Genomic DNA, 20,024 nt, shown 5'->3' with positions numbered 1-20,024 from the left:
GATGGTCTTCGCGCTGCGCCGGCGCCCGGACTTCGACGTCGTCGGCACCGCCGAGGACGGCCGCAAGGCCCTCGACGACATCCGCGCGCTGGCGCCCGACGTCGCGCTGCTCGACGTGCAGATGCCCGGCCTGGACGGCCACGCGGTGCTGCGTGCCATCGAGCGCGACGCCCTGCCCACGCGTGTGGTCCTGCTCTCGGCCACCGTGCTGCCGCCCGAGTCGCGGGCGGCGCTGGCGGCCGGCGCGATGGCCTACCTCTCCAAGGAGGCCGGCCGCGACGAGATCTGCGACGCGGTCGCCGCCGCCGCGCGCGGCGCCCGCCTGCAGGACGACGTCGCCGAGCCCGCCCCGGTGCGCCCGCTGCTCAGCCCGCGCGAGCTCGAGGTCCTGCGGCTCACCGCCGGCGGCGGGTCGGCCCCGGCGATCGGCCGCGCGCTGCACCTCAGCCCCGAGACCATCAAGACCCACCTCAAGAACGTCTACGAGAAGCTCGGGGTCAGCGACCGGGCCGCCGCGGTCGCCGAGGGCATGCGCCGCGGGCTGGTCGAGTAGCCCTCCGGCACTCCAGATCGGTGACCGCTGAGCGCGGTTCACCCTCCTTGGGAACGAGGGCCGCGCTCGGTGGGCCGATCGCCCTGTCGTCATCACGCCGGTCCACCCACCCCCGCCGGGCGGCCCGCCCGGCAGCAGCGGGCGGGCACACCTCATCCCCCGTGCTCGGTGTGTCCGCCCGTCCCCGCATCCCGCGCGTCAGCCGCCGGGGCGGCCGGCCACGAGGTCGCGCAGCGCCTGCGTCGTCGACCAGAACGCCAGGTCCTCCCAGGGCAGCGTGGCGGCCGTGAACGGCGCCACCTCCGTGGCCTCCGGCGAGGTCTGCGGCGTCCCGAGCGGCCGCGCCTCGAAGACCACGAGCACGACGCGGTCCTCCGGGCGGCTGTACACGCCGATCAGGCCGACGATGTCGACCTCGACGCCGACCTCCTCCCTGGCCTCGCGCCGCGCCGCGTCCTCGACGGACTCGCCGAGGTCGACGAAGCCGCCGGGGAATGTCCACAGCCCGGCCCCGGGATCGAAGCCGCGGCGCAGCAGCCAGATCGGCGCGCCCGGAGCGTCGCCGCTGCCCTCGCGCAGGATCGTGGCCGCCACCGGCTTGGGGTTGAAGTAGGACTGATGGCCGCAGGCGTCGCAGTGCAGCGAGCGGGGGTAGGCGACGCGTGGCTCGGCCGTCCCGCAGCGCGGGCAGAAGCGCGTGGCCGCCAGCGCCGGGTTCAGCCCGTGGTCGTCGGAGGGGTTGTGGCCGCTCACGGGCGCCCCGCGGCGTAGCGGATGAGGCCGCACGCCCACGTGCGGCGCGCGCGCCGGGGCTCGGCCGGCGCGGTGGACGCGACGGCGTCCGGCTCGGCGTCCAGGCTCTGGCGCTCCTGCACGGGCCGGCGCAGCCGGGGCCCGCCGGTGGCCAGGACGTCGGCCATGGCGTCGTCGGGGCCCATCGCGGCCAGTCGGCCCGCGTCGAGCCGGCGCTCGAGCGCCGCGGCCACGGCATGCCGCCGGTCGAGCCGCCCGCTGTCGGGCCCGAACCCGAAGCCCGCCGCGAGCCGCAGGTCGAACGGACCCTGGGGCTCGATGGTGAACGTCGCGGCGGCCACGACCCGGGAGCCTACGGGGGACCGCAAGCCGGGCTACACTTCCCGCTCCCGCCCTCTTAGCTCAGTTGGTAGAGCACTTCCATGGTAAGGAAGGGGTCATCGGTTCGAGTCCGATAGAGGGCTTCACGGGATCTCCCTGCTCAGCGCAGACTTCCGCGTCACCACCGGCCCCGGTTGAGGCTCCGAAACCGAAGTTGCGGGCCAAATGCGGGGCAAACGGACTGCGGTCAGCTCGAAGCGGCACGCGCAGCCGCGGCCGAACCCCCGATCCGTTGGGCGCGAGGGAGGGGTCTGCCGCCGTCGCTCTTTCCGTCGAACCCGACGGGAAGGAGCCCGAGGTGCAGACCCGCCTGGCGGCCGAGGTGCCGCTGACGCTTCAGTGGCCCGCGCCGCTGATGACCGCCACCGAGGTGGCCGCCGTGCTGCGGATCACGGCCAAGACCGTGCGCCAGCACATCCGGCGCGGCAAGCTCCGCGCGATCCAGCTCGACGGCGGTCGCGGCAGCTACCGCGTCAGCGCCGAGGATGCGCAGGCGTGGGCCGAGGCCCAGCTCGTGCAGCCCGACGCCGGCGCGCTGGCCGTCGACCGACTGGTCGCCGATGGGCGGCGGCGACGCATCGGCCGGGTGGGCCCATGAGCGCGGTTGCCCCCGACCTGCGGAGCATCGAGCGGCGCCGGCACCGACGTACCGACGGCACGGTGCTTGAGAGCTACCGCGTGCGGTGGGCAGGACCTGACGGCCGACGGCTCTCGCGGGCGTTCGACGCGCTGGAGGCGGCGGTCGCCTTCCGCGATGAGCTGGATCGCCGCGCGGCGCTGATCGCCGACGGCCCTTCGGGCCGGCGCAGCATGACGGTGGCCGACTGCTACGAGCTGTGGATGCGCGAGCACGTCGTGCCCGAGCTCGCCCTGCGGACCCAGAACAACTACGGCGGGGTCTGGCGACGGCATCTGGCCGACCGCGTGGGCGCCGAGCTGGCAATCGATGTCCGCCCACGGCACATCAAGGCGCTGCGGGGCGACATGCTCGCCGACGGCCTCGGACCGCAGACGGTGCGCAAGGCGCTGCAGACGCTCGGAGCCCTGTTCGCGCACGCCCTGGAGCTCGACATTGTCGAGATCAACCCGGTGCCGCAGATCCGCAAGCCGAGGGTCGGTAGCACGCGGCAAGTTGAGGTGGTCGACATCGCCACGGTCGAGCGGATGCGGTTCATCGCCCTCGACCGGGAGGGCTCGCCGCTGACGGCGATCGCGATCTCGCTGGGCTACCTGGCCGGCCTGCGACCGGGGGAGTGGCGCGCGCTGCGCTGGCGCGACATCCGCGAAGCCAGCCTCGTCGTGCGAGACAGCACCGACGTCGACGGCTCCCTGCGCGGGCGGACCAAGACCGGCAGGGATCGCAGCATCGATCTGTGGAGCGCCCTGGCCGGCGACCTTGCCGAGTGGCGGGCGCTGACGCCGTTCGCTGAGCCGGGCGATCCGATCGTGCCGAACGGCCGACGGCGGCACTGGAGCGACGACGAGGCCAAGCGCTGGGGCCGGCGGACGTTTCGCCGCGTCGCGCTGGCTGCCGGCTGGGTGGATGCCGCACCGAACAAGCTCCGCCACCTGCACGCGTCGCTGCTCATCAAGGAAGGCCGACTCGACTCGCGCGAGATCGCGTCGCGAATGGGCCACAGCATCGAGATGCTCGAGAACCGCTACGCGCACGAGATCCGCGAATACCGCGGCCGCCGGATCTGCATCGACGACGAGATCCGCCTCGCACGCGAGGTCGCAACGGACGTCTCAGCTAGCTACCGAGCTAGCACGCTAGCTATCTCGCTATCAACCTAGCTCACATAGGCCAATGCCTTGATCGCCTCTGAACCGTGCCCGCCGTGCTCTACCACTACAACAACGCCGCCGGCCACTCCGCGCTCGCCGTCTTGCCACCGCTGCCGACTGTCCCTGATCGTTGCCGCCTCTCGTTGCCCGTCCCATGTCCGCCCGCGTCCCCGTGCCCGCCCTCTCTCGATGAACTGTTCCTCCTCTTCTGCTGTCGTTCGTCTCACCCGTCTCCGTCCTCATTTCTCCTGGCCCACCACCGCCAGCCCATGTCCCTGATTCCTTGTCCTGGGAGTGAGTCCGACCACCCGAGCCCGCTCTCCTTCTGTTCTCATGGAGGGCGCGGGTGGTCGGGGTCACGACCAGGCCCGAATTCCGCATTCCTATGCGGCGTTTGGCGGTGGTGGGCCTACCGACTGTCGGACGGGGTCAACGGACGGATAGAACGTCGACCGACGTCGTTGATGAGAAGCGGCGGTGACGGCGGTGACGGCATCACGCGCTGGGCCTGTCGCGCGAGCGGCGACCCGGCCGCACCCTTCCCGCCAAGCCCGCGGTAGGCGCCGATGTGCCATGCCTGCTTTTCGTCCATTGCGGGCGTGGGTATTGGCTCGCGTCGGTACCGTCTCGCAGCCGCGAAGGTTAGGCCTTGATGATGGACTTGGACTCGTTTCCCGACGGACTGACCTCTGACCACCGGATCGCGGTGAGGTACCGCGAGCCCGGCGTCCAGGGTCCGTCGGCTCAAGCCGAGGGCTACTTCAGCCTCATCGAAGAGCGCGACGACGAGCCGTACCTCCTACTCATCGAATACCTCCATGGCACCGAGCCATTGCCGGGCGCTGAGATCGCGCTGGCGGCCATCGACACGATCGAGGTCCTCGACACGGGACCACCTTCTCCGCCCTATCCGGTCGATCCCACCGAGCCGCGGTGGTACGTCCTGCTCGAACGCCCGGCCGACTTCGATCACCCCGTCAGCACGCCGGGACCGTGTCGGGCGGCATTCGCAGCCGCCGACCGTGCAGAGGCCGAACGCCGGCTGCCCGAGATCCTCACCGGGTTCCCATCCCACGCCCGACAGCCCGACCACTACGTGCTGATCGAAATGCAGCCAGATCCATGGATGCATCCCACCCTCCGCGAGAGCATCCGCCCAACCCCTCAGCCATTCGACGACCCCGGGCACTAAGCGACCCGCGCGAGCGCTCTTCGTCCAGAGCGGGCGCCGAAGGTCTTGCCCCGCGCGGTCGTCGTTCGACGGCGCAGCGTGAGGGACGTAGGATTCTGGCCCATGGCGATCAGGACTGCGAAGCGGTTGTCTGCAGTGTTCATCGTCGTGGCCGCAGGGGCCGTCGCAGTGATCGTCGCCTCCGCGGGGCGCTCGCACAGCACAGCATCAGCGTCTGCGGTCTCCGTCGACCGGGCCTTTGCGGTCCCGGTGCTGAAGCGAGTGGCAAGGGCGGACGACACGCCTCCGGCGAACCTGACCAGGATGATCGCGGCCAGGCCTGGCGTCGACCAGGCCGGGATCCGCTCGTTCTCGACCGACGCCGGTCGCGGCTACGTCATCCCGCAGGCCGACGGCCTGTGCATCGCTATCCCCGACCCGGTGGACGGCTTCGGCAAGGCCTGCGCTCCTTCGGCCAGCGCGAGCAAGACCGGTGTCGCGGTCCTGATGGTCGATCCGACACAGTCTGATCGCGCCACCATCGCGCTGGCACTGCCGGCCGGAGCGACCGCCACGGCCATCGACAACGCCGGAGGATCGGCCGTGCTCGCGGCCGAGGCAGACAACGTCGTCGTGGCCAACCTGTCGCGGAACACAGCCAAGGTCCATATCGCAGGGCCCAGTGGCAGCACGGACATCCCGATGCCTGTCAGACCCCCAGCACTCCCGCACGCCCAACCCTCCGCCTAACGCCCGCTTGTCGTCCCGGAGGAGGCGCGTCGGGTCAGCGCGTCGCCGTCGCAGCGCACACGTCGGCCTGGCTCGGAGCGTTGACTTCGGGAGCCGTCGTCCAGGTCAGGAGGCACGGGCTTCGGAATGTCAGGGCGCTGAATGGCGGCGCGGCGAGGTCGAGCAGTGGCGCATTGGCGACAACCGCGAAGGGGCGGTCTGACGTCCTCGCGGTGACGATCTCCTCGTGTGCCGGCGCGCGTGACGTTGCTGGAATATCGGCCCGCCACGCGAAGAGCCCTTCTGACGAGACCACAAAGTCACCTGGCGGCCCGTCGACCGGCGGCTCAGGGAAACTCGGGTCATTCGGGGTTCCCACAAGGAGCGAGCCCCAGACGCCGGTCTTGGCGTTGCGGGCCCCGGCGATCCATGAGAACTGTCCCCGGCTATCGGGTCCGTCTGTGCGCGAGAACGCGACCCAGGCGCCGCGGGCCCTGATCCTCAGATTCGCCGGCAGAGACGTCCCGTGACGGCATGGTGCACGCCCGTCGAGCGCCAGCAGGACACGTACTCCACCCAGGCGTCCAGGTGTTTCACCCGGACCTTGAACACGACCAGCCGATCCGTCTTCAGCGCCAACGCACGCGTCGGGCAGTGCCGCTTGACGCGTGCTTGTGCCTCGGTCTGACCAATGGTCAGCAGGCTGCACATCGCCAAGACCGCGAGCAACAGCCGTCTCATGCTGCGCGAAACGTATGCGCTGCCGTGAAGTCGCGCCAACGGCTGTTGGTCCCCACGCTACGCGAGCGCTCGTCGTCCCAAGCGGGAGCGCCCGCGGGAACGGGCCCGCATTCGATTCCTCCCGAGACGGCGCTCACAGCGCGCGTAAGCAGAGGCGGAGGACCCGTGTGGCCGTCCGTCCGTCCAGGCCCGCTGCAACTTCGCGGCTGACGAGCGTAGGTGTAGACATGGCAACCGATTCCCCGCGAATCGCCTGGAAGTCGCTGATGTGGGCCGGTCTGATGGGTCACGTCCCTAGTGTTGGTGTAGGAGCCGGTCGGACGGAACGGACGTAGGTCCGGCCACCGCGGCGCTCATTCTTCGTCGGAGTTCTCACGCAACGACGAGGAAGGGAGGCCGGCGATGGCCGGTCAGGACAGGATGACGATCGTGGAGGTCGTCAGGCAGGTGCTTCGTGATGAGCACGCAGACGTGATCCGCGAGTCGGTCAAGGCCGTCGCTCAGGAGTTGATGGAGGCCGAGGTCTCCGAGCTCATCGGCGCTCAGCGCGGCGAGCGGACCGAGGATCGCGCGACGCATCGCAACGGCTACCGGCCGCGGCGTTGGGACACGAGGGCTGGGGAGATCGAGTTGCAGATCCCCAAGATCCGTCAGGGCAGCTACTTCCCGTCGTTCTTGCAGCCGCGCAAGCGCAGCGAGCAGGCGCTGGTCGCGGTCGTCCAGCAGGCCTATGTCTGCGGCGTGAGCACCCGGCGCGTCGACCAGCTCGTCGAGAGCCTCGGGCTGCGAATCAGCAAGTCGGAGGTCTCGCGGATCGCCGGCCTGCTCGACGAGCAGGTCCAGGCGTTCCGCCAGCGGCCGCTCGAAGGCCGCTACCCGTACTTGTTCGTCGACGCCAAGATCGAGAAGGTCCGCGACGGCGGACGGGTGCAGCGCAAGGCCGTTGTTGTCGCGCATGCCGTCCACGAGACAGGCCGCCGCGAGATCATCGGCCTAGACATCGGCGCCGCGGAGACCGAAGCGTTCTGGACCGAGTTCCTCAGGTCCCTGGTCGCCCGCGGGCTGCTCGGAGTCCAGCTCGCGATCTCCGACGCCCACGAAGGCCTCAAGAACGCGCTGGCCAAGGTGTTAGGGGCGCCCTGGCAGCGCTGCACCGTGCACTTCCTCAGAGACCTCCGCGGCCACGCCCACCGCGAACAGCACGACGCCTTGGGCGCCTTGATCCGCTCGATCTTCACCGCGCCCGACGGCACCGAAGCTCGCAAGCGGCTGGCCGACGCCGTTTCTCAGCTCGAGCCCAGGCTGGGCAAGGTCGCCCGGCTACTCGAACAGGCCGAGGACGACGTCCTGGCCTTCTACAGCTGCCCGAAGGAGCACTGGCCCAAGATCCGCTCGACCAATCCGCTGGAACGGTTCAACCGCGAGATCGGCCGCCGCACCGACGTCGTCGGCATCTTCCCCGACGACGCTTCGGTGATCCGACTGGTCTCGATGCTCGCGATCGAAGCCAACGACGAATGGCTCGTCGGGCGAAGCTACATCAGCCAGAAGTCGATGACCCCTCTCTTCCAATCCCAGGATCAGACGACCATCACCACCAACAATCAGGAGGAGGTCGAAGAGCTCCTCGCGGCCTGAGCCGCCGACCGCAGCAACGACAAGAACGAGCTCCGACTCCTACACCACGCCCTGGGACTTGACTGTCTGATGTTCCTCACGCTGCCGGCTGGATTCGTCTTCGACCTGGCGATGACATGCGAAGAGAACTGCCCAAGACGCACGAGTCCACGCGGCTGGATCGACATCAGTGGTTCTTGGCAATGGTACGCAATCCTCTGGTCGGCGCTCATCGCTTTCGTGGCCGCGATCATTGCTCCGCTGCTCAATGCTGCAGGTTGGCGGCGCTCTGCGATCGCTGCGTTTGGCGTCTCAGTCGCGGCGGCGGGCGGTTGGGCTGCCCTGATCGCTTCCGGTTATCAGCAGCTCTAGACGAGGTCTCCGAACTCGCACGCACCGTCGGCCCGCTACCGCACCCACGCAGCAAGATCTCCGACGCCCTGCGCGCCTCTGCTTTCCATGCCAAGCAGAAGCCGCAGTTTGTCGCTTGGGACCGCTCACTCAAGCCACGAGGCAAACTCCCCGAGACTCCGCATCGTTTCGATGCGAGAAGGCGGCGTCGTCAGCAGCTGAAGAAACCGATCGGCGACCGCAGAGGCCGGATCAACGACGAGCAGCTCCTTCAGCCGATCGTTGTCGACGTCTGCTCGGAACAAGGAGCGAACGAGGTAGTCGGCGGCCGGCAGGCTGTACCCGATGACGATGAGACGCTCGGTGCGTCTCACCACCTCGCGAGCCGCACGCCACGCTTGAAGGAAGGGCTCCTCCGATACGGGCTTGCGTCCGAGGGGAGGCACCACCGCGCCCGCCGCCGAGTCGCGGTCGTAGGGATCAGGCAGCAGCGACACCGCACCGGTCGAGTCGAACTCCCAATTCAAAGATCCGTGAAGCTTGAGCAGCTTGATCGGCTCGCTGGCGTCGGGCCCGCCGCCCCACTGCTTCCACTCGTCGGTACCGTCGTTGAGGGCTAGTCCATAGCCGGAGTCGGGATTCCACCGACGAGCACCCTTGAGCTTCAGGGCGCGGTCGATTAGGCAGTCGTAGTTGAAGCTGATGATCGCGTCGCCCGATTCGAGGCTTGCCGCAATGGCCTCGTGGTGGGCGCAGCTGTCAGTGACCGAGTGCTTCATGACGGCTGGCAACACACGGTAGAAGTGCTCGATGGTCCGCTGAGGCTCACGAACGATCCGACCTCGTCCGATGTTGAACTGCTCGTAGAAGTCGGCGCTTCCCTGCAGCTCGACGAAGATCGCCTCCATCGACACGTCCAGGACCGAGGAGTGGTTCTTGGCGACGTATTTGAGAAGCGCGCGAGCTTGCTGCGAGCGGCCGGCCGGTGAGCGTGAGAGCAGTCGGAAGAAGTCCGCGTCAAGAGGGGGCGGGTGCAGCTGGCCGGAGTCGCCGACGAAGCTCGCGCCGCGAGTCGCGCCAGCTCCGAGTACGACCAACGTCCGGCGGGTCGGCATTCCCAGGTTCCGGATGTGCACCGCGCGACTCTAGGCCCTGCTCCGGCGGATGGTGAGCGCCGCTCATCCGACACAGGACGTGACTGCCGCTTTGCATGGAAAGCAGCAGCAGGAGGAACCCGCTTGCTATGCGAGCAGTAGGTCGCGGTGTCGCGATGTCGATGTTGGTTCTTGTTTGCGCTGCAGGCCCGTCGGCGGCCGGGGCGCAGGCGGACCACCCAAGCCGCCTGCAGGGACTCGGGTCGGTCGTGGTCTTCGACGGCAACGCCTTCGCCCTCCGCGTGACCGTGCGCTGCAACGCACCGGCCATTGGCTGCCGAGGGGAGCTGCGGGCGGGCGGCCTTGACGGCTCGCATCTGACCGCGAGGCGCGACGTTTCCTTGCGGGCTGGTCAAAGCCGACGGGTGTTCCTCCGGTTCACTGCCGAGGCGCTTGACTACGGCTTGCGGAACGCCGTAGACGCGGGGGGAGCCGAACTGACCCTCGCGCCACGCAGGGGCCGTTCGCTGAGAGTTCTGATCGGCCTGCGGCCGGTCGCTTCGTGCGCGAGCGGCGGTGAGACCTTGGCCTCGTCTCGGACCATACGGGTCATGCGCTTGACGGGCTTCGGCGACTACGGATGCCTGCGGCCCAACGGGCACCCAACTCGGTTGACCGACGGCTTCGAGCGCCCGATCCGTATCAGCGGCCAGTACGTCGGCGGCCCTGTAGCGACGGGTGATGGAAAGTACGTGTCCCATGGGACTGCGGTGGCTGTGTTCGACGTTCGGGCTCGGCGGCGAGTCCGCTTGCGCGAGACCGCACCCACCGTGACCGACCTCGTGCTGAGGCCGACGGGTGCGGTGGCGTGGATCGAGCGTGCCTCAGACCCCGGGGGCTGGCGTGTCCGCGCCCTAGACGACCAAGGCGACCGTCTCCTCGACGCAGGGCCGGAGATTGGCCCCACCTTTCTCCAGCCGCTCGGCGCTCAGGAAATCGCATGGACGAACGGCTCCGAACGCCGCGCCGCACCACTGCGGTAGACAGGAGACTATCCCCGCTGCTGCTACGGACGACAAGCGCGTGCTAGCCGGACCCGAAGCAGCGAGCGACGATCTTGCTCCCGATGTAACCGAGCGCTCCGCCGAAGGTCGCCAACATGATCGCGACCATGACGACCAGGTCGCGGGGATTGCGTGCAGAGAACCGATTGAAGTTGTCGGAGGTCCCGACGATCAGCCATCGCCACGCGATCCAGATGCCTAGGGCGAGCACGGCGACGAACACGACGATGAGCGACAGCAGGTGCACCTACGCGTCGGTCTACCCAACTCGCGCGCAGGGTGGCGCTACTGCTCTGGACGACAAGCGGTAGCGCCTGGAATGGACCGGAGCCGCGAACCTCGACACTGTCGTCGCGTCACATCGCTCGACACAATGCCCACGCGGACCGCGCCACCCTGTGAGCGCGTGCCGGACGCTCGGTCTGATGTCCACCGACGAGTCCCGGCCGGTCTGGGCGTCCGTGGTGTCATGAGCGCAGCACTGGTCGACGTGATCCTGCAGCGGACCCCGTACATGACGCTGGCGACGGCGGACGGCGACGGGTTGCCGTGGGCCTCGCCGGTCTGGTTCGCCGTCGGCGACGATCGAGCGCTGTTCTGGGTCTCGCGTCCGACGTCTGTGCATTCGCAGAACATCGCTGCGCGCGCGGACGTGTCCATCGTCGTGTTCGACACGAACGCGCGCGTCGGCGAAGCGCAGGCCGTCTACATGCGTGCGCGAGCGGCGATGGTCCCGGACGGCGCGGGCGTCGACGTGTTCTCGCGTGCGAGCGTCGATGTCGGCATCGGTGCGTGGACCGTCGCCGACGTGGTGGCGCCGGCGGAGCTGCGGCTGTACCGAGCCGACGTCACCGAGCTCTCGCTGTTGGACCATCAGTCGAGCGGCGGTCGCGACATCCGCGTCCCGCTGGACCGATGAGCGGCGCCCCGACGACGGTCCGACTTCTAGTAGTCCTACATGTCTCGGGGCCAAATGCGGGGCAATCGCCGGTTCGCGGGCGCCCATTCACGTACACTGGCGACATGACGTCCGCTCACGAAACCGACTGTGAGCAGGGATTTGTCGATCCGGTGTTCCTTGAGTTGAACCCTAAGAACCCCCTTGTCCGGATGGTAAGGAAGGGGTCATCGGTTCGAGTCCCATCGAGGGCTTCACGCGAAGACCCCGCAACGAGGCTGTCGCGCAAAGCCCGCTTCGGCGGGCTTTGTCGTGTCCGGGGCGGTCAGGGCACTTGGGTCATGCCGTAGAACTGGGGCGGCCCCAGCGTCGGTGCCGGCACCGGCCCAATGAGTTCCGCCTCCACGGACCATCCACTCGCGATCCCAGCCGGACGATTGAGTCGTGACGATCCCGGCTGCCGAGGGCCACGGATTGCGCCGCCACCGGGGAGGTGGCAACGTTGGCTCCCATGATCGCCCAACGTGCCACGCCGAACGGTCGCCGTCGCCGGACGACGCTGGCCGACGTCGCAAAGGCCGCCGGGGTCTCCACCTCGACCGCCAGCCGCGCGTTGCGCGACCATCCCCGCGTTTCGGCGGCGACGCGCCAGCGCGTCGTCGCGATCGCCGACCAGCTCGGCTTCGCGCGCAACGACCTCGCCCGGTCGCTGCGGCTGCAGGCCTCGATGCTCGTGGGGGTCGTGGTTCCCGACGTCGCGATCCCGTTCTACGCGAGCGTTCTCAAGGGCGCCCAGAGCCGGCTCGAGGGCGCGGGCTATGAGGTCCTGGTCATGAACACCGAGCGCGAGCCGGCCCGCGAGCAGCGCGCGCTGCGCACGCTGCAGTCCCGGCAGGTCGACGCCGTCCTGGTGGCCACCTCCGGTGGCTTCGCCCCGCTCGACGTGCCCGTCGTGTTCTTCGACCACGTGCTCACCGGCGCGGGCGCCGGTGCCGTCGCGCCCGACAACGAGGCGGGCATGTCCCTGCTCGTCGAGCACCTCGCCGACATTCACGGCCACCGCCGCATCGCCTTCCTCGGCGCCCCGGTGACCTCCGCCCCCGGCGCCGCGGTGCTCGAGGGGGGGCCGGCCTACGAGCGCCGGGAGGCGTTCCGTGCCGCGATGGGTCGCCGGGGGTTGCCGGTCGCGCCGGAGTACCTGGCCTGCGCTGACCACGGCTGGTCCCAGGCCGCGGCGGAGCGGGCGGTCGCCGGGCTGCTCGGGCTCTCCGATCCGCCGACGGCGATCGTCGCGGCCGGTGACACGCTGGCCCTCGGCGCGCTCCGGGCGCTGCGCCGCCACGGCCGGGCCGTTCCCGCCGACGTCGCGCTGGTGTCCTTCGACGATCCCGAGGACGCCGACCTGCTCAGCAGCCCGCTGACGGCCTTGGGCCGGCACGATCGCGAGCTCGGCGACCTCGCGGCCGAGCTGCTGCTTCGCGCGCTGGCCGGCGAGCCCGCCGAGCCCGAGCCGGTCCGGCTCACCCTCCAGCTCGTGGTCCGTCGCTCGTGCGGCTGCGGCGCGCAGGCGGCCTCATGAGCCGCCCCGTGAGCCTCTTCACCGGTCAATGGGCCGATCGTCCCCTGCGGTCGGTCGCGGCCCGGGCCGCCGCGTGGGGGTTCGACGGGCTGGAGCTCTGCTGCTGGGGCGAGCACTACGACGTCGCCCGGGCGCTGTCGGACCCGCCCTACGTCATCGCGCGCCGCCGGCTGCTCGAGCGCTGCGGACTGGTGTGCTCGGCGATCGCGGCGCACCTCGTCGGGCAGGCCGTCTGCGACGTGCCGATCGACGCCCGCCACCGCGCCATCCTGCCCGCGCGCGTGTGGGGCGACGGCGAGCCCGAGGGCGTGCGGCGCCGCGCGGCGGCCGAAATGGCCGACACCGCGCGAGCGGCGGCAGCGATCGGCGCCCAGGTCGTGGTCGGGTTCACCGGCTCGGCGATCTGGCACGCGCTCGCCGGCTTCCCGCCGATCTCCGACACGGCCGTCGACGCGGGCTACGCAGACTTCGCCGAGCGCTGGAGGCCGATCCTCGACGTGTTCGCGGCCGAGGGGGTGCGGTTCGCGCTGGAGGTCCATCCGGGCGAGATCGCCTACGACCATTGGACCACCGAGCGGGCATTCGCCGCGCTCGACCATCCCGCCTTCGCGCTGAACTTCGACCCGAGCCACCTGCACTGGCAGCACGTGGATCCGGCGGGCTTCGTCCGGGCCCACGGTGGGCGGATCATCAACGTCCATGCCAAGGACACCGCCCTGCGCCTGGACGGGCGCAACGGCCTCCTCTCGTCCCACCTGCCCTTCGGCGACGGGCGCCGCGGCTGGGACTTCCGCTCGACCGGCCGTGGCCAGATCGACTTCGAGGAGATCATCCGCGCGCTCGACGACGTCGGCTATGACGGGCCGATCGCCATCGAGTGGGAGGACGCCGGCATGGACCGCGAGCTCGCTGCTCAAGACGCGCTCCGATTCGTGCGTTCGCTGCAGCGCACACCCTCGGGTCAGCGCTTCGACGCGGCGTTCGCCGCCGACGATGGCGGGAATTGACGCGCGGCGCCGCGCTGTGCAATCGTTGCCACACGGCGGCGGTCGCCGCCGGGGAGGAGACGAGGTCGCGTGGGTCGACAGATCGGGATCGGGCTGCTGGGCGCGGGCTGGATGGGCGCGATGCACAGCGCCGCCTACCGCCGGGTGAGCGGCCACTTCCCGGCGCTGGGCCTCGAGCCCCGGCTCGTCATCGCTGCCGACGATGCGCCGGGACGCGCCGAGCGGGCCGTGCGCGAGCTCGGCTACGAGCAGGCGACCTCCGACTGGCGGGCGGTCATCGCGCATCCCGAGGTCGAGGCGGTCAGCCTGACGGCTCCCAACGCGCTGCATCGGGAGATGGCGCTCACCGCCGCCGCGGCCGGCAAGCACGTGTGGGGGGAGAAGCCGCTCGGGCTCTGGCCGCATGAGACCGCCGAGATCGCCGAGGCCTGCGCCGCGGCGGGCATCATGACGACGGTCGGCTTCAACTACCGCCATGCGCCGCTGGTTCAGCACGCGGCCGGGCTGCTGGCCGGCGGTGAGCTGGGTCCGCTGACCCGCTACCGCGGCGCGTTCCTGTGCGACTACGCCAGCCATCCCGACGGCGCCCTGACCTGGCGCTTCCTGCGCGAGCAGGCCGGCCTCGGCGTCCTGGGCGACCTGATGTCGCACGTGGTCGACATGGCCCACCTGCTCGTGGGTCCGATCGTCCGCGTGTGCGCGCAGAGCGCCACGATCATCGCCGAGCGGCCGCTGCTGCCACCAGGCACCGCCACCCACTTCGCGGTCGCGCCCGACGGCCCGCGCGCCCGCGTCGAGAACGAGGACTGGGCCGCGGCCCTGGTCGAGTTCGAGGGCGGGCTGCGGGGCACGCTCGAGGTCAGCCGGGTGGCCACGGGACCGCACGCCGCCATGGAGTTCGACGTCCACGGAACCGACGGCGCGCTGTCGTGGAGCTTCGAACGGCTCAACGAGCTGCGCCGCCACCGGCGCCCCGCGCCGGGCGAGGACGGGGGCTACGCCACCGTGTACGCCGCGCCCCACCATCCCGACTTCGCCGCCTTCCAGCCCGGAGCGGGCAACGCGATGGGGTTCTCCGACCTGAAGGTGATCGAGGCCCGCGGCTTTCTGGAGTCGATCCGCGACGGCATGCCGCGTGCGCCGGAGGCGACCGACGCGCTGGCGGCCGCGCGGGTCGTGGCGGCGATGGCGCGCTCAGTCGAGGTCGAGGGCTGGGTCGCGGTCGGCGATGACATCCCGAGGAGGTCGGTGGCGTGAGCGCCATGTACGTGGCGGGGGAGTGGATCGGGCGCGAGGACGCGACGGTCGTCAGCCCGTTCGACGGCGAGCCGGTGGGCACGGTCCCGGAGGCCACCCCGGCCGAGGTCGAGCGCGCGCTGCGGGCGGCCGTGGCGGGCGCGGCGGCCATGCGTGCGCTGCCCGGCGCCGAGCGCACGGCGATCCTCCGCCGGGCGGCCGACCGCGCCGACGCCAAGGTCGAGGACCTGGCGCGGACGATCGCCCGGGAATCGGGCAAGACGCTGACCGAGGCGCGCGGCGAGGCCGGCCGCGCCGGTGAGCTGCTGCGCGTCAGTGCCGCCGAGGGCGCACGGATGCACGGCGAGACGCTGCCGCTGGACGCGAGCCCCGGGGCCGTCGGCAAGCTGGGCTTCACCCTGCGCCAGCCGTGCGGCGTCGTCGTGGCGATCGCCCCGTTCAACTTCCCGCTGCTGCTGGTCCTGCACAAGGTCGCCCCGGCGCTGGCCGCCGGCAACGCGGTGATCCTCAAGCCGGCCACCCAGACGCCGCTCACGGCACTGGCGCTCACCGAGCTGCTGGTCGGCGCCGGCCTGCCCGACCACGCGCTGCAGTGCCTGACCGGAGCGGGAGGCCGCCTCGGCCCGCTGCTGTGCCGCGACCACCGGGTGCGCAAGGTGTCGTTCACCGGCTCCACCGCGGTGGGTGAGCGGATCGCCGCGGTGGCGGGCGTCAAGCGCCTGTCGCTGGAGCTCGGGGCCAGCTGCCCGACGCTCGTGCTGGCCGACGCCGATCTCGACCAGGCCGCACGGGCCATCGCCACCGGCGGGTACGCCAACGCCGGCCAGGTGTGCATCTCGGTGCAGCGGGTGCTCGTCGACCGCGCGGTGCATGGCGACCTGCTCGACGCCCTGCTGCCGCAGGTCGACGCGATCCGCCCGGGTGACCCGCTGGCCGACGGCACGACGATGGGCCCCCTCATCAGCGAGGACGAGGCACGGCGCGTCCAGACCGTCGTGGCTGCGGCCGGCGCGCGCGGCGCCCGCCTGCTGACCGGCGGCGAGCGCGACGGCGCGCTTGTGTCGCCGGCGGTGGTCGACGGCGTCGACCCGAGCGATCCGCTCAGCCAGGACGAGCTGTTCGGCCCGGCCATCGCCGTGACCACGGTCGACGGGGTGGCCGAGGCGATCCGGGTGGCCAACGACACCAGCTACGGCCTCGGCGCCGGCGTGTTCACCCGCGACATCCAGGCGGCGCTGCGCTTCGTGCGCGACGTCGACTGCGGGGCGCTGCACGTGAACTGGACGCCGCTGTGGCGCGCCGACCCGATGCCCTACGGCGGCCTGAAGGGCAGCGGCATCGGCAAGGAGGGGCCGCGGTACGCGGTGCAGGAGATGACCGAGCTCAAGGCCGTGGTCTTCCACGACGTGGATTGAGAGGCGCACGATGAAGACCATCAGGCTCACCACCGCCCAGGCGATGGTCCGGTACCTGGCCGTCCAGCACAGCGAGCGCGACGGCCGCGTGGCGCGGCTCGTGCCCGCCGTCGCCGGGATCTTCGGCCACGGCAACGTCGCCGGGATGGGTCAGGCGCTGCAGGCCGCCGGCGCCGAGCTGCCCTTCGTGCAGGCGCGCAACGAGCAGTCGATGGTGCACATGGCCGTCGGCTACGCCAAGGCGATGCGCCGCACCGCGACGCTCGCCTGCACGAGCTCGATCGGCCCGGGCGCGACGAACATGGTCACGGGGGCCGCGCTGGCGACGGTCAACCGCCTGCCGGTTCTGCTGCTGCCCTCCGACACCTACGCGACGCGCCGTCAGGGCACGGTGCTCCAGCAGCTCGAGCATCCGAGCGCCGGGGACGTCAGCGTCAACGACTGCTTCCGTCCCGTCTCGCGCCACTTCGACCGCGTGACGCGGCCCGAGGCGCTGCTCACCGCGCTGCCCGAGGCCATGCGCGTGCTGACGAGCCCCGTCGACGCCGGAGCCGTGACGCTGGCGCTGCCCCAGGACGTCCAGTCCGAGGCCTATGACTTCCCCATCGCCCTGTTCGAGCCTCGTACCTGGCGGATCGCCCGGCCGCCGGCCGAGCCCGAGGCGCTGGCCCGGGCCGGCGCGGCGCTGGCGGCCGCCCGCCGGCCGATCATCATCGCCGGCGGAGGCGTGCACTACAGCGAGGCGCAGGGGACGCTCGCGTCGCTGGCCGAGCGACTCGGCATCCCCGTCGTGGAGACCTTCGCGGGCAAGGGCGCCGTGGAGGAGGACGCATGGTGGGCCCTGGGCGGGCTCGGCCTGGAGGGCAATCCGGCCGCCAATGCGACCGCGGCCGAGGCCGACCTCGTGATCGCCGTCGGCACGCGGCTGACCGACTTCGCCACCGGGTCGCACTCGCTCTTCCAAGACCCCGACGTGACCGTCGTGGCGATCAACGTCGATGGCCGGGACGCGCACAAGCTGGGGGCGCTGCCGGTGATCGGCGATGCCCGGGACACGCTGGCGGCGTTGGAGGCCGCCGCGGTGGCGGCCGGCGCCGCGCCGCAGGAGGGACGCCGTGAGGCGGTGCAGCCCCGCCGCACCGAGTGGACGGCGCGACGGTCGGCCGCGCTGGCCGGCGACGGCGCGGAGGCGATGACCCAGGGCCGGCTCATCGGGATCCTGCAGGAGCACGCCTGCCCGGGCGACACGATCGTCGCCGCCGCCGGCGGACCGCCCGGCGATCTGCTCAAGGTCTGGGACGCCACGGGCGCGCGTCACTGCCACCTCGAGTTCGGCTTCTCGTGCATGGGCTACGAGATCCCTGCCGCCCTCGGCGTGCGCCTGGCCCAACCCGATGGCGAGGTGATCGCCTTCGTCGGCGACGGGACCTACCTCATGAACCCGACCGAGCTCGTGACCGCCGCCCAGGAGGGCATGGCGATCACGGTGGTGGTCTCCGAGAACCACGGCTTCCAGTGCATCCGGCGCCTGCAGGTGGCGCGCGCCGGACAGGAGTTCGGCAACGAGTTCCGCGCGCGCGCCCGCAACGGCGACGGGCCGCTGCAGGGCGCGGGCCTGGAGGGCGAGTACATCGCGCTCGATCTGGCGGCCACGGCCCGCGGCTTCGGCGCGCAGGCATACCAGGCGCGGACGGCGGCGGAGGTCGCCGCGGCGCTGGATGCGGCCCGAGCGGCGCGGGGCCCGGTGGTCATCGTCGTCGAGACGGTGCCCCACCACGACCTCCCGCCGGGCGGGGTGTGGTGGGACGTGGCACCGGCCGAGGTCTCCGACGATCCCGGGGTGCGCGAGCGGCGCGCCGCCTACGAGGACGACCGCGCGCGCCTGCAGCGCTTCCACGGCTGATGGGCGCCACCGGCCTGCGCGAGCGGCTGCGCCGCGGGGACGTCCTGGCCGGGACGTTCCTGAACCTGGGCTCGGCGCTCGCCGCCGAGGCCTGCGGGGTGGCCGGGCTGGACTGGGTGCTCATCGACCTCGAGCACGGATCGGGCTCCGAGGGCGACCTGCTCGCCCAGCTGCACGGCGCGCGGGCCGGCGGCGTCCACGCCGTCGTGCGCGTCGAATCGGCCGAACGGCCCCGCGCCGGGCGGGCGCTCGACCTCGGCGCCGAGGGCATCATGGTCCCGCGGATCGACGGCGTGCAGGAGGCGCGTGCGGCGGTCGCCCACCTGCACTACGCGCCCCACGGGGACCGCGGCGTGGCGACCTACAACCGCGCCTGCGCGTTCGGCACCCGGCCGCAGGCCATCGCCGAGGCCGCGCGGCACACGGTGGGGATCGTGCAGATCGAGACTCCGGCCGCGGTGGCCGCGGCCGGGGACATCGCAGCGCTGGATGGCGTCGACGCCCTCTTCGTCGGCCCGGGCGACCTGTCGCATGCCATGGGCGCCTTCGGTCGCGTCGATGCCCCGGAGTTCCAGCAGGCGCTGCGGACCGTCGTCGCCGCCGCTGACGCCCACGGGAAGGCGGCCGGCATCCTCGTGCCCGGGCACGAGGCGGTGCCGGGCATGCTGGCGCTGGGCTTCACGCTGATCGCCGTGGGCTCGGACTCGACGCTCATGGTCGCCGGCGCCCGCGCCGCGGCAGCCGCCGTGCACGCGACGTGAGCCGGTCGCGGATCGTCTGTGCCGGCCCGCTGCCGGAGCCCGGCCCCGATCTGCTCGGATCGCTGGGGGACCTCGTCGAGGCCCCTGACGGCGAGCCGGCGACGCTCCTGCCGCTGCTGGCCGATGCCGACGTCCTCATCGCACGGGGCCCGACGAGGGTGCCCGCGGAGCTCATCGCGGCCGCGCCGCGGCTGCGGGCCATCGGACGCAACGGCATCGGTGTCGACGGCATCGACCTGGCGGCGGCGACGCGCTGCGGCGTCGCGGTGGTCGTCGTGCCCGACGGCGCTGTCGACGCCGTCTCCGAAGGCACGCTGGCGCTGCTGCTCGCGCTGGCCAAGCGCCTGGGCGAGCTCGATGCGCTCGTGCGCGAGGGCGACTGGGACGGTCGTGACCGGATCGCCCTGGGGGATCTCGCCGGCGCGACCCTGGCCGTCGTCGGCGCGGGGCGCATCGGGCGGCGTGTGGCGCAGCTCGGGGTCGCCTTCGGCATGGACGTTCTCGCCGTCGATCCCGCCCTGGATCCGGCGGGCGCCGGGCTGCCGGCGGGCGTCCGGGCCGCGCCGCTGCGCGCGGCGGTCGCGGCGGCGGACTACCTGACCCTGCACGTTCCCCTGACCGCCGCCACCCGCGGCCTCATCGACCGCACGCTGTTGGCCACCGCGCGCCCGGGCCTGCGCCTCGTCAACGTCAGCCGCGGAGCGGTCGCCCCTCTGGACGAGCTCGAGGGCGCGCTGGCGGCCGGCATCCTGGCCGGCGTCGGGCTCGACGTGTTCGACCCCGAGCCACCGGATCCGGGCCATCCGATCTTCCGGCGTGCCGAGGTGCTCTGCTCGCCACACGCCCTCGCGCTGACCCCGGCGGCCCGGCGGCGGACCTTCCAGCTGCTGGCCGGCGGGCTGGCCGAGGTCCTGTCCGGCCGCCGCGCCCCGGCGGTCGCCAACCCGGACGTCTACGCCTGA

General features: G+C 71.6%; 21 protein-coding genes and 1 tRNA gene. 17 read left to right on the top strand and 5 right to left on the bottom strand.

The annotated features are described in order from the left end of the window. The first annotated feature begins 1 nt into the window (after position 1). Positions 2–553 (top strand): response regulator transcription factor, encoded by a 552-nt coding sequence (locus FSW04_RS24645; protein ID WP_146923999.1) that lies wholly within the window; start codon positions 2–4, stop codon positions 551–553. 198 nt (positions 554–751) lie between these two features. Here the strand turns inward: FSW04_RS24645 and FSW04_RS24640 are convergent, their stop codons facing one another. Then, a complete protein-coding gene (locus FSW04_RS24640; protein WP_146923101.1) occupies positions 752–1,306 on the bottom strand; it encodes an NUDIX domain-containing protein in 555 nt (184 codons plus the stop codon). Continuing rightward, positions 1,303–1,647: a hypothetical protein gene (locus FSW04_RS24635; protein ID WP_146923099.1), complete on the bottom strand. Its 345-nt coding sequence runs from the start codon at positions 1,645–1,647 to the stop codon at positions 1,303–1,305. The genes FSW04_RS24640 and FSW04_RS24635 overlap by 4 nt, the downstream gene beginning before the upstream one ends. Positions 1,648–1,697: 50 nt before the next feature. Between FSW04_RS24635 and FSW04_RS24630 the strand changes: the two genes are divergently transcribed. The 5 genes from FSW04_RS24630 (at position 1,698) to FSW04_RS24610 (ending at position 5,396) form a co-directional block, all read left to right on the top strand. Continuing rightward, positions 1,698–1,770, top strand: a tRNA-Thr gene (locus tag FSW04_RS24630). Positions 1,771–1,985: 215 nt separating this feature from the next. Beyond that, positions 1,986–2,285 (top strand): helix-turn-helix domain-containing protein, encoded by a 300-nt coding sequence (locus FSW04_RS24625; RefSeq protein WP_146923097.1) that lies wholly within the window; start codon positions 1,986–1,988, stop codon positions 2,283–2,285. After that, positions 2,282–3,484: a tyrosine-type recombinase/integrase gene (locus FSW04_RS24620; protein ID WP_146923094.1), complete on the top strand. Its 1,203-nt coding sequence runs from the start codon at positions 2,282–2,284 to the stop codon at positions 3,482–3,484. Before FSW04_RS24625 ends, FSW04_RS24620 begins: the two co-directional genes overlap by 4 nt. A 643-nt stretch (positions 3,485–4,127) precedes the next feature. Further along, positions 4,128–4,667, top strand: coding sequence for a hypothetical protein (locus FSW04_RS24615; protein ID WP_146923092.1), 540 nt, complete (start codon positions 4,128–4,130; stop codon positions 4,665–4,667). Positions 4,668–4,769: 102 nt separating this feature from the next. Beyond that, positions 4,770–5,396, top strand: a complete 627-nt coding sequence (locus FSW04_RS24610) for a hypothetical protein (RefSeq protein WP_146923090.1) — start codon at positions 4,770–4,772, stop codon at positions 5,394–5,396. 480 nt (positions 5,397–5,876) lie between these two features. On the opposite strand, the gene FSW04_RS24605 is transcribed toward FSW04_RS24610, so the two are convergent. Then, positions 5,877–6,116, bottom strand: coding sequence for a hypothetical protein (locus FSW04_RS24605; protein ID WP_146923088.1), 240 nt, complete (start codon positions 6,114–6,116; stop codon positions 5,877–5,879). 402 nt (positions 6,117–6,518) lie between these two features. Here FSW04_RS24605 and FSW04_RS24600 point away from each other — a divergent pair, with 402 nt between their 5' ends. Both FSW04_RS24600 and FSW04_RS24595 read left to right on the top strand, forming a co-directional pair. After that, entirely contained in the window at positions 6,519–7,754 is a 1,236-nt protein-coding gene (locus FSW04_RS24600) for an IS256 family transposase (RefSeq protein WP_228430507.1), read from the top strand. Between the two features lie 69 nt (positions 7,755–7,823). Then, positions 7,824–8,105 (top strand): hypothetical protein, encoded by a 282-nt coding sequence (locus FSW04_RS24595; protein ID WP_146923086.1) that lies wholly within the window; start codon positions 7,824–7,826, stop codon positions 8,103–8,105. Between the two features lie 125 nt (positions 8,106–8,230). Here FSW04_RS24595 and FSW04_RS24590 read toward each other — a convergent pair whose 3' ends face one another. Then, positions 8,231–9,220: an SIR2 family protein gene (locus FSW04_RS24590; RefSeq protein WP_146923084.1), complete on the bottom strand. Its 990-nt coding sequence runs from the start codon at positions 9,218–9,220 to the stop codon at positions 8,231–8,233. Between the two features lie 227 nt (positions 9,221–9,447). On the opposite strand from FSW04_RS24590, the gene FSW04_RS24585 reads away from it, so the two are divergent. Next, the gene (locus tag FSW04_RS24585; RefSeq protein ID WP_146923082.1) at positions 9,448–10,221 is read left to right on the top strand and encodes a hypothetical protein; all 774 of its coding nucleotides are present in this window, start codon (positions 9,448–9,450) and stop codon (positions 10,219–10,221) included. Positions 10,222–10,264: 43 nt separating this feature from the next. Here the strand turns inward: FSW04_RS24585 and FSW04_RS24580 are convergent, their stop codons facing one another. Beyond that, complete coding sequence (locus FSW04_RS24580) at positions 10,265–10,489, bottom strand: hypothetical protein (protein WP_146923080.1); 225 nt, start codon at positions 10,487–10,489, stop codon at positions 10,265–10,267. Positions 10,490–10,732: 243 nt separating this feature from the next. Here FSW04_RS24580 and FSW04_RS24575 point away from each other — a divergent pair, with 243 nt between their 5' ends. The 8 genes from FSW04_RS24575 (at position 10,733) to FSW04_RS24540 (ending at position 20,024) form a co-directional block, all read left to right on the top strand. After that, on the top strand, positions 10,733–11,161 hold the full coding sequence (locus FSW04_RS24575; RefSeq protein ID WP_187369076.1) for a pyridoxamine 5'-phosphate oxidase family protein: 429 nt from the start codon (positions 10,733–10,735) through the stop codon (positions 11,159–11,161). Positions 11,162–11,651: 490 nt separating this feature from the next. Further along, positions 11,652–12,719 carry a LacI family DNA-binding transcriptional regulator gene (locus FSW04_RS24570; RefSeq protein WP_146923076.1) on the top strand — a complete coding sequence of 356 codons (1,068 nt, stop codon included), beginning with the start codon at positions 11,652–11,654 and terminating at the stop codon, positions 12,717–12,719. Continuing rightward, positions 12,716–13,726, top strand: coding sequence for a sugar phosphate isomerase/epimerase family protein (locus FSW04_RS24565; RefSeq protein WP_146923074.1), 1,011 nt, complete (start codon positions 12,716–12,718; stop codon positions 13,724–13,726). The genes FSW04_RS24570 and FSW04_RS24565 overlap by 4 nt, the downstream gene beginning before the upstream one ends. A gap of 69 nt (positions 13,727–13,795) precedes the next feature. Continuing rightward, positions 13,796–14,983, top strand: coding sequence for a Gfo/Idh/MocA family protein (locus FSW04_RS24560; protein ID WP_146923073.1), 1,188 nt, complete (start codon positions 13,796–13,798; stop codon positions 14,981–14,983). Positions 14,984–14,988: 5 nt separating this feature from the next. After that, positions 14,989–16,398: an aldehyde dehydrogenase family protein gene (locus FSW04_RS24555; protein ID WP_146923997.1), complete on the top strand. Its 1,410-nt coding sequence runs from the start codon at positions 14,989–14,991 to the stop codon at positions 16,396–16,398. Positions 16,399–16,408: 10 nt separating this feature from the next. Then, positions 16,409–18,301, top strand: coding sequence for a 3D-(3,5/4)-trihydroxycyclohexane-1,2-dione acylhydrolase (decyclizing) (iolD, locus tag FSW04_RS24550; protein ID WP_146923071.1), 1,893 nt, complete (start codon positions 16,409–16,411; stop codon positions 18,299–18,301). Beyond that, complete coding sequence (locus FSW04_RS24545; RefSeq protein WP_146923069.1) at positions 18,301–19,062, top strand: HpcH/HpaI aldolase family protein; 762 nt, start codon at positions 18,301–18,303, stop codon at positions 19,060–19,062. Before iolD ends, FSW04_RS24545 begins: the two co-directional genes overlap by 1 nt. Then, positions 19,059–20,024, top strand: coding sequence for an NAD(P)-dependent oxidoreductase (locus FSW04_RS24540; protein ID WP_146923067.1), 966 nt, complete (start codon positions 19,059–19,061; stop codon positions 20,022–20,024). The genes FSW04_RS24545 and FSW04_RS24540 overlap by 4 nt, the downstream gene beginning before the upstream one ends.

Source organism: Baekduia soli (genome assembly GCF_007970665.1).
GTDB lineage: Bacteria > Actinomycetota > Thermoleophilia > Solirubrobacterales > Solirubrobacteraceae > Baekduia > Baekduia soli.
This window is presented reverse-complemented; position numbering and strand designations above follow the sequence as displayed.

Excerpts from the sequence above, each read along its gene's own strand:
- FSW04_RS24570 (WP_146923076.1), top strand. The coding sequence starts at position 11,652 with ATGATCGCCCAACGTGCCACGCCGAACGGTCGCCGTCGCCGGACGACG.
- FSW04_RS24565 (WP_146923074.1), top strand. The coding sequence starts at position 12,716 with ATGAGCCGCCCCGTGAGCCTCTTCACCGGTCAATGGGCCGATCGTCCC.
- FSW04_RS24645 (WP_146923999.1), top strand. The coding sequence starts at position 2 with ATGGTCTTCGCGCTGCGCCGGCGCCCGGACTTCGACGTCGTCGGCACC.
- FSW04_RS24595 (WP_146923086.1), top strand. The coding sequence starts at position 7,824 with ATGTTCCTCACGCTGCCGGCTGGATTCGTCTTCGACCTGGCGATGACA.
- FSW04_RS24605 (WP_146923088.1), bottom strand. The coding sequence starts at position 6,116 with ATGAGACGGCTGTTGCTCGCGGTCTTGGCGATGTGCAGCCTGCTGACC.
- FSW04_RS24610 (WP_146923090.1), top strand. The coding sequence starts at position 4,770 with ATGGCGATCAGGACTGCGAAGCGGTTGTCTGCAGTGTTCATCGTCGTG.
- FSW04_RS24545 (WP_146923069.1), top strand. The coding sequence starts at position 18,301 with ATGGGCGCCACCGGCCTGCGCGAGCGGCTGCGCCGCGGGGACGTCCTG.
- FSW04_RS24600 (WP_228430507.1), top strand. The coding sequence starts at position 6,519 with ATGGCCGGTCAGGACAGGATGACGATCGTGGAGGTCGTCAGGCAGGTG.
- iolD (WP_146923071.1), top strand. The coding sequence starts at position 16,409 with ATGAAGACCATCAGGCTCACCACCGCCCAGGCGATGGTCCGGTACCTG.
- FSW04_RS24555 (WP_146923997.1), top strand. The coding sequence starts at position 14,989 with ATGTACGTGGCGGGGGAGTGGATCGGGCGCGAGGACGCGACGGTCGTC.
- FSW04_RS24615 (WP_146923092.1), top strand. The coding sequence starts at position 4,128 with ATGATGGACTTGGACTCGTTTCCCGACGGACTGACCTCTGACCACCGG.
- FSW04_RS24620 (WP_146923094.1), top strand. The coding sequence starts at position 2,282 with ATGAGCGCGGTTGCCCCCGACCTGCGGAGCATCGAGCGGCGCCGGCAC.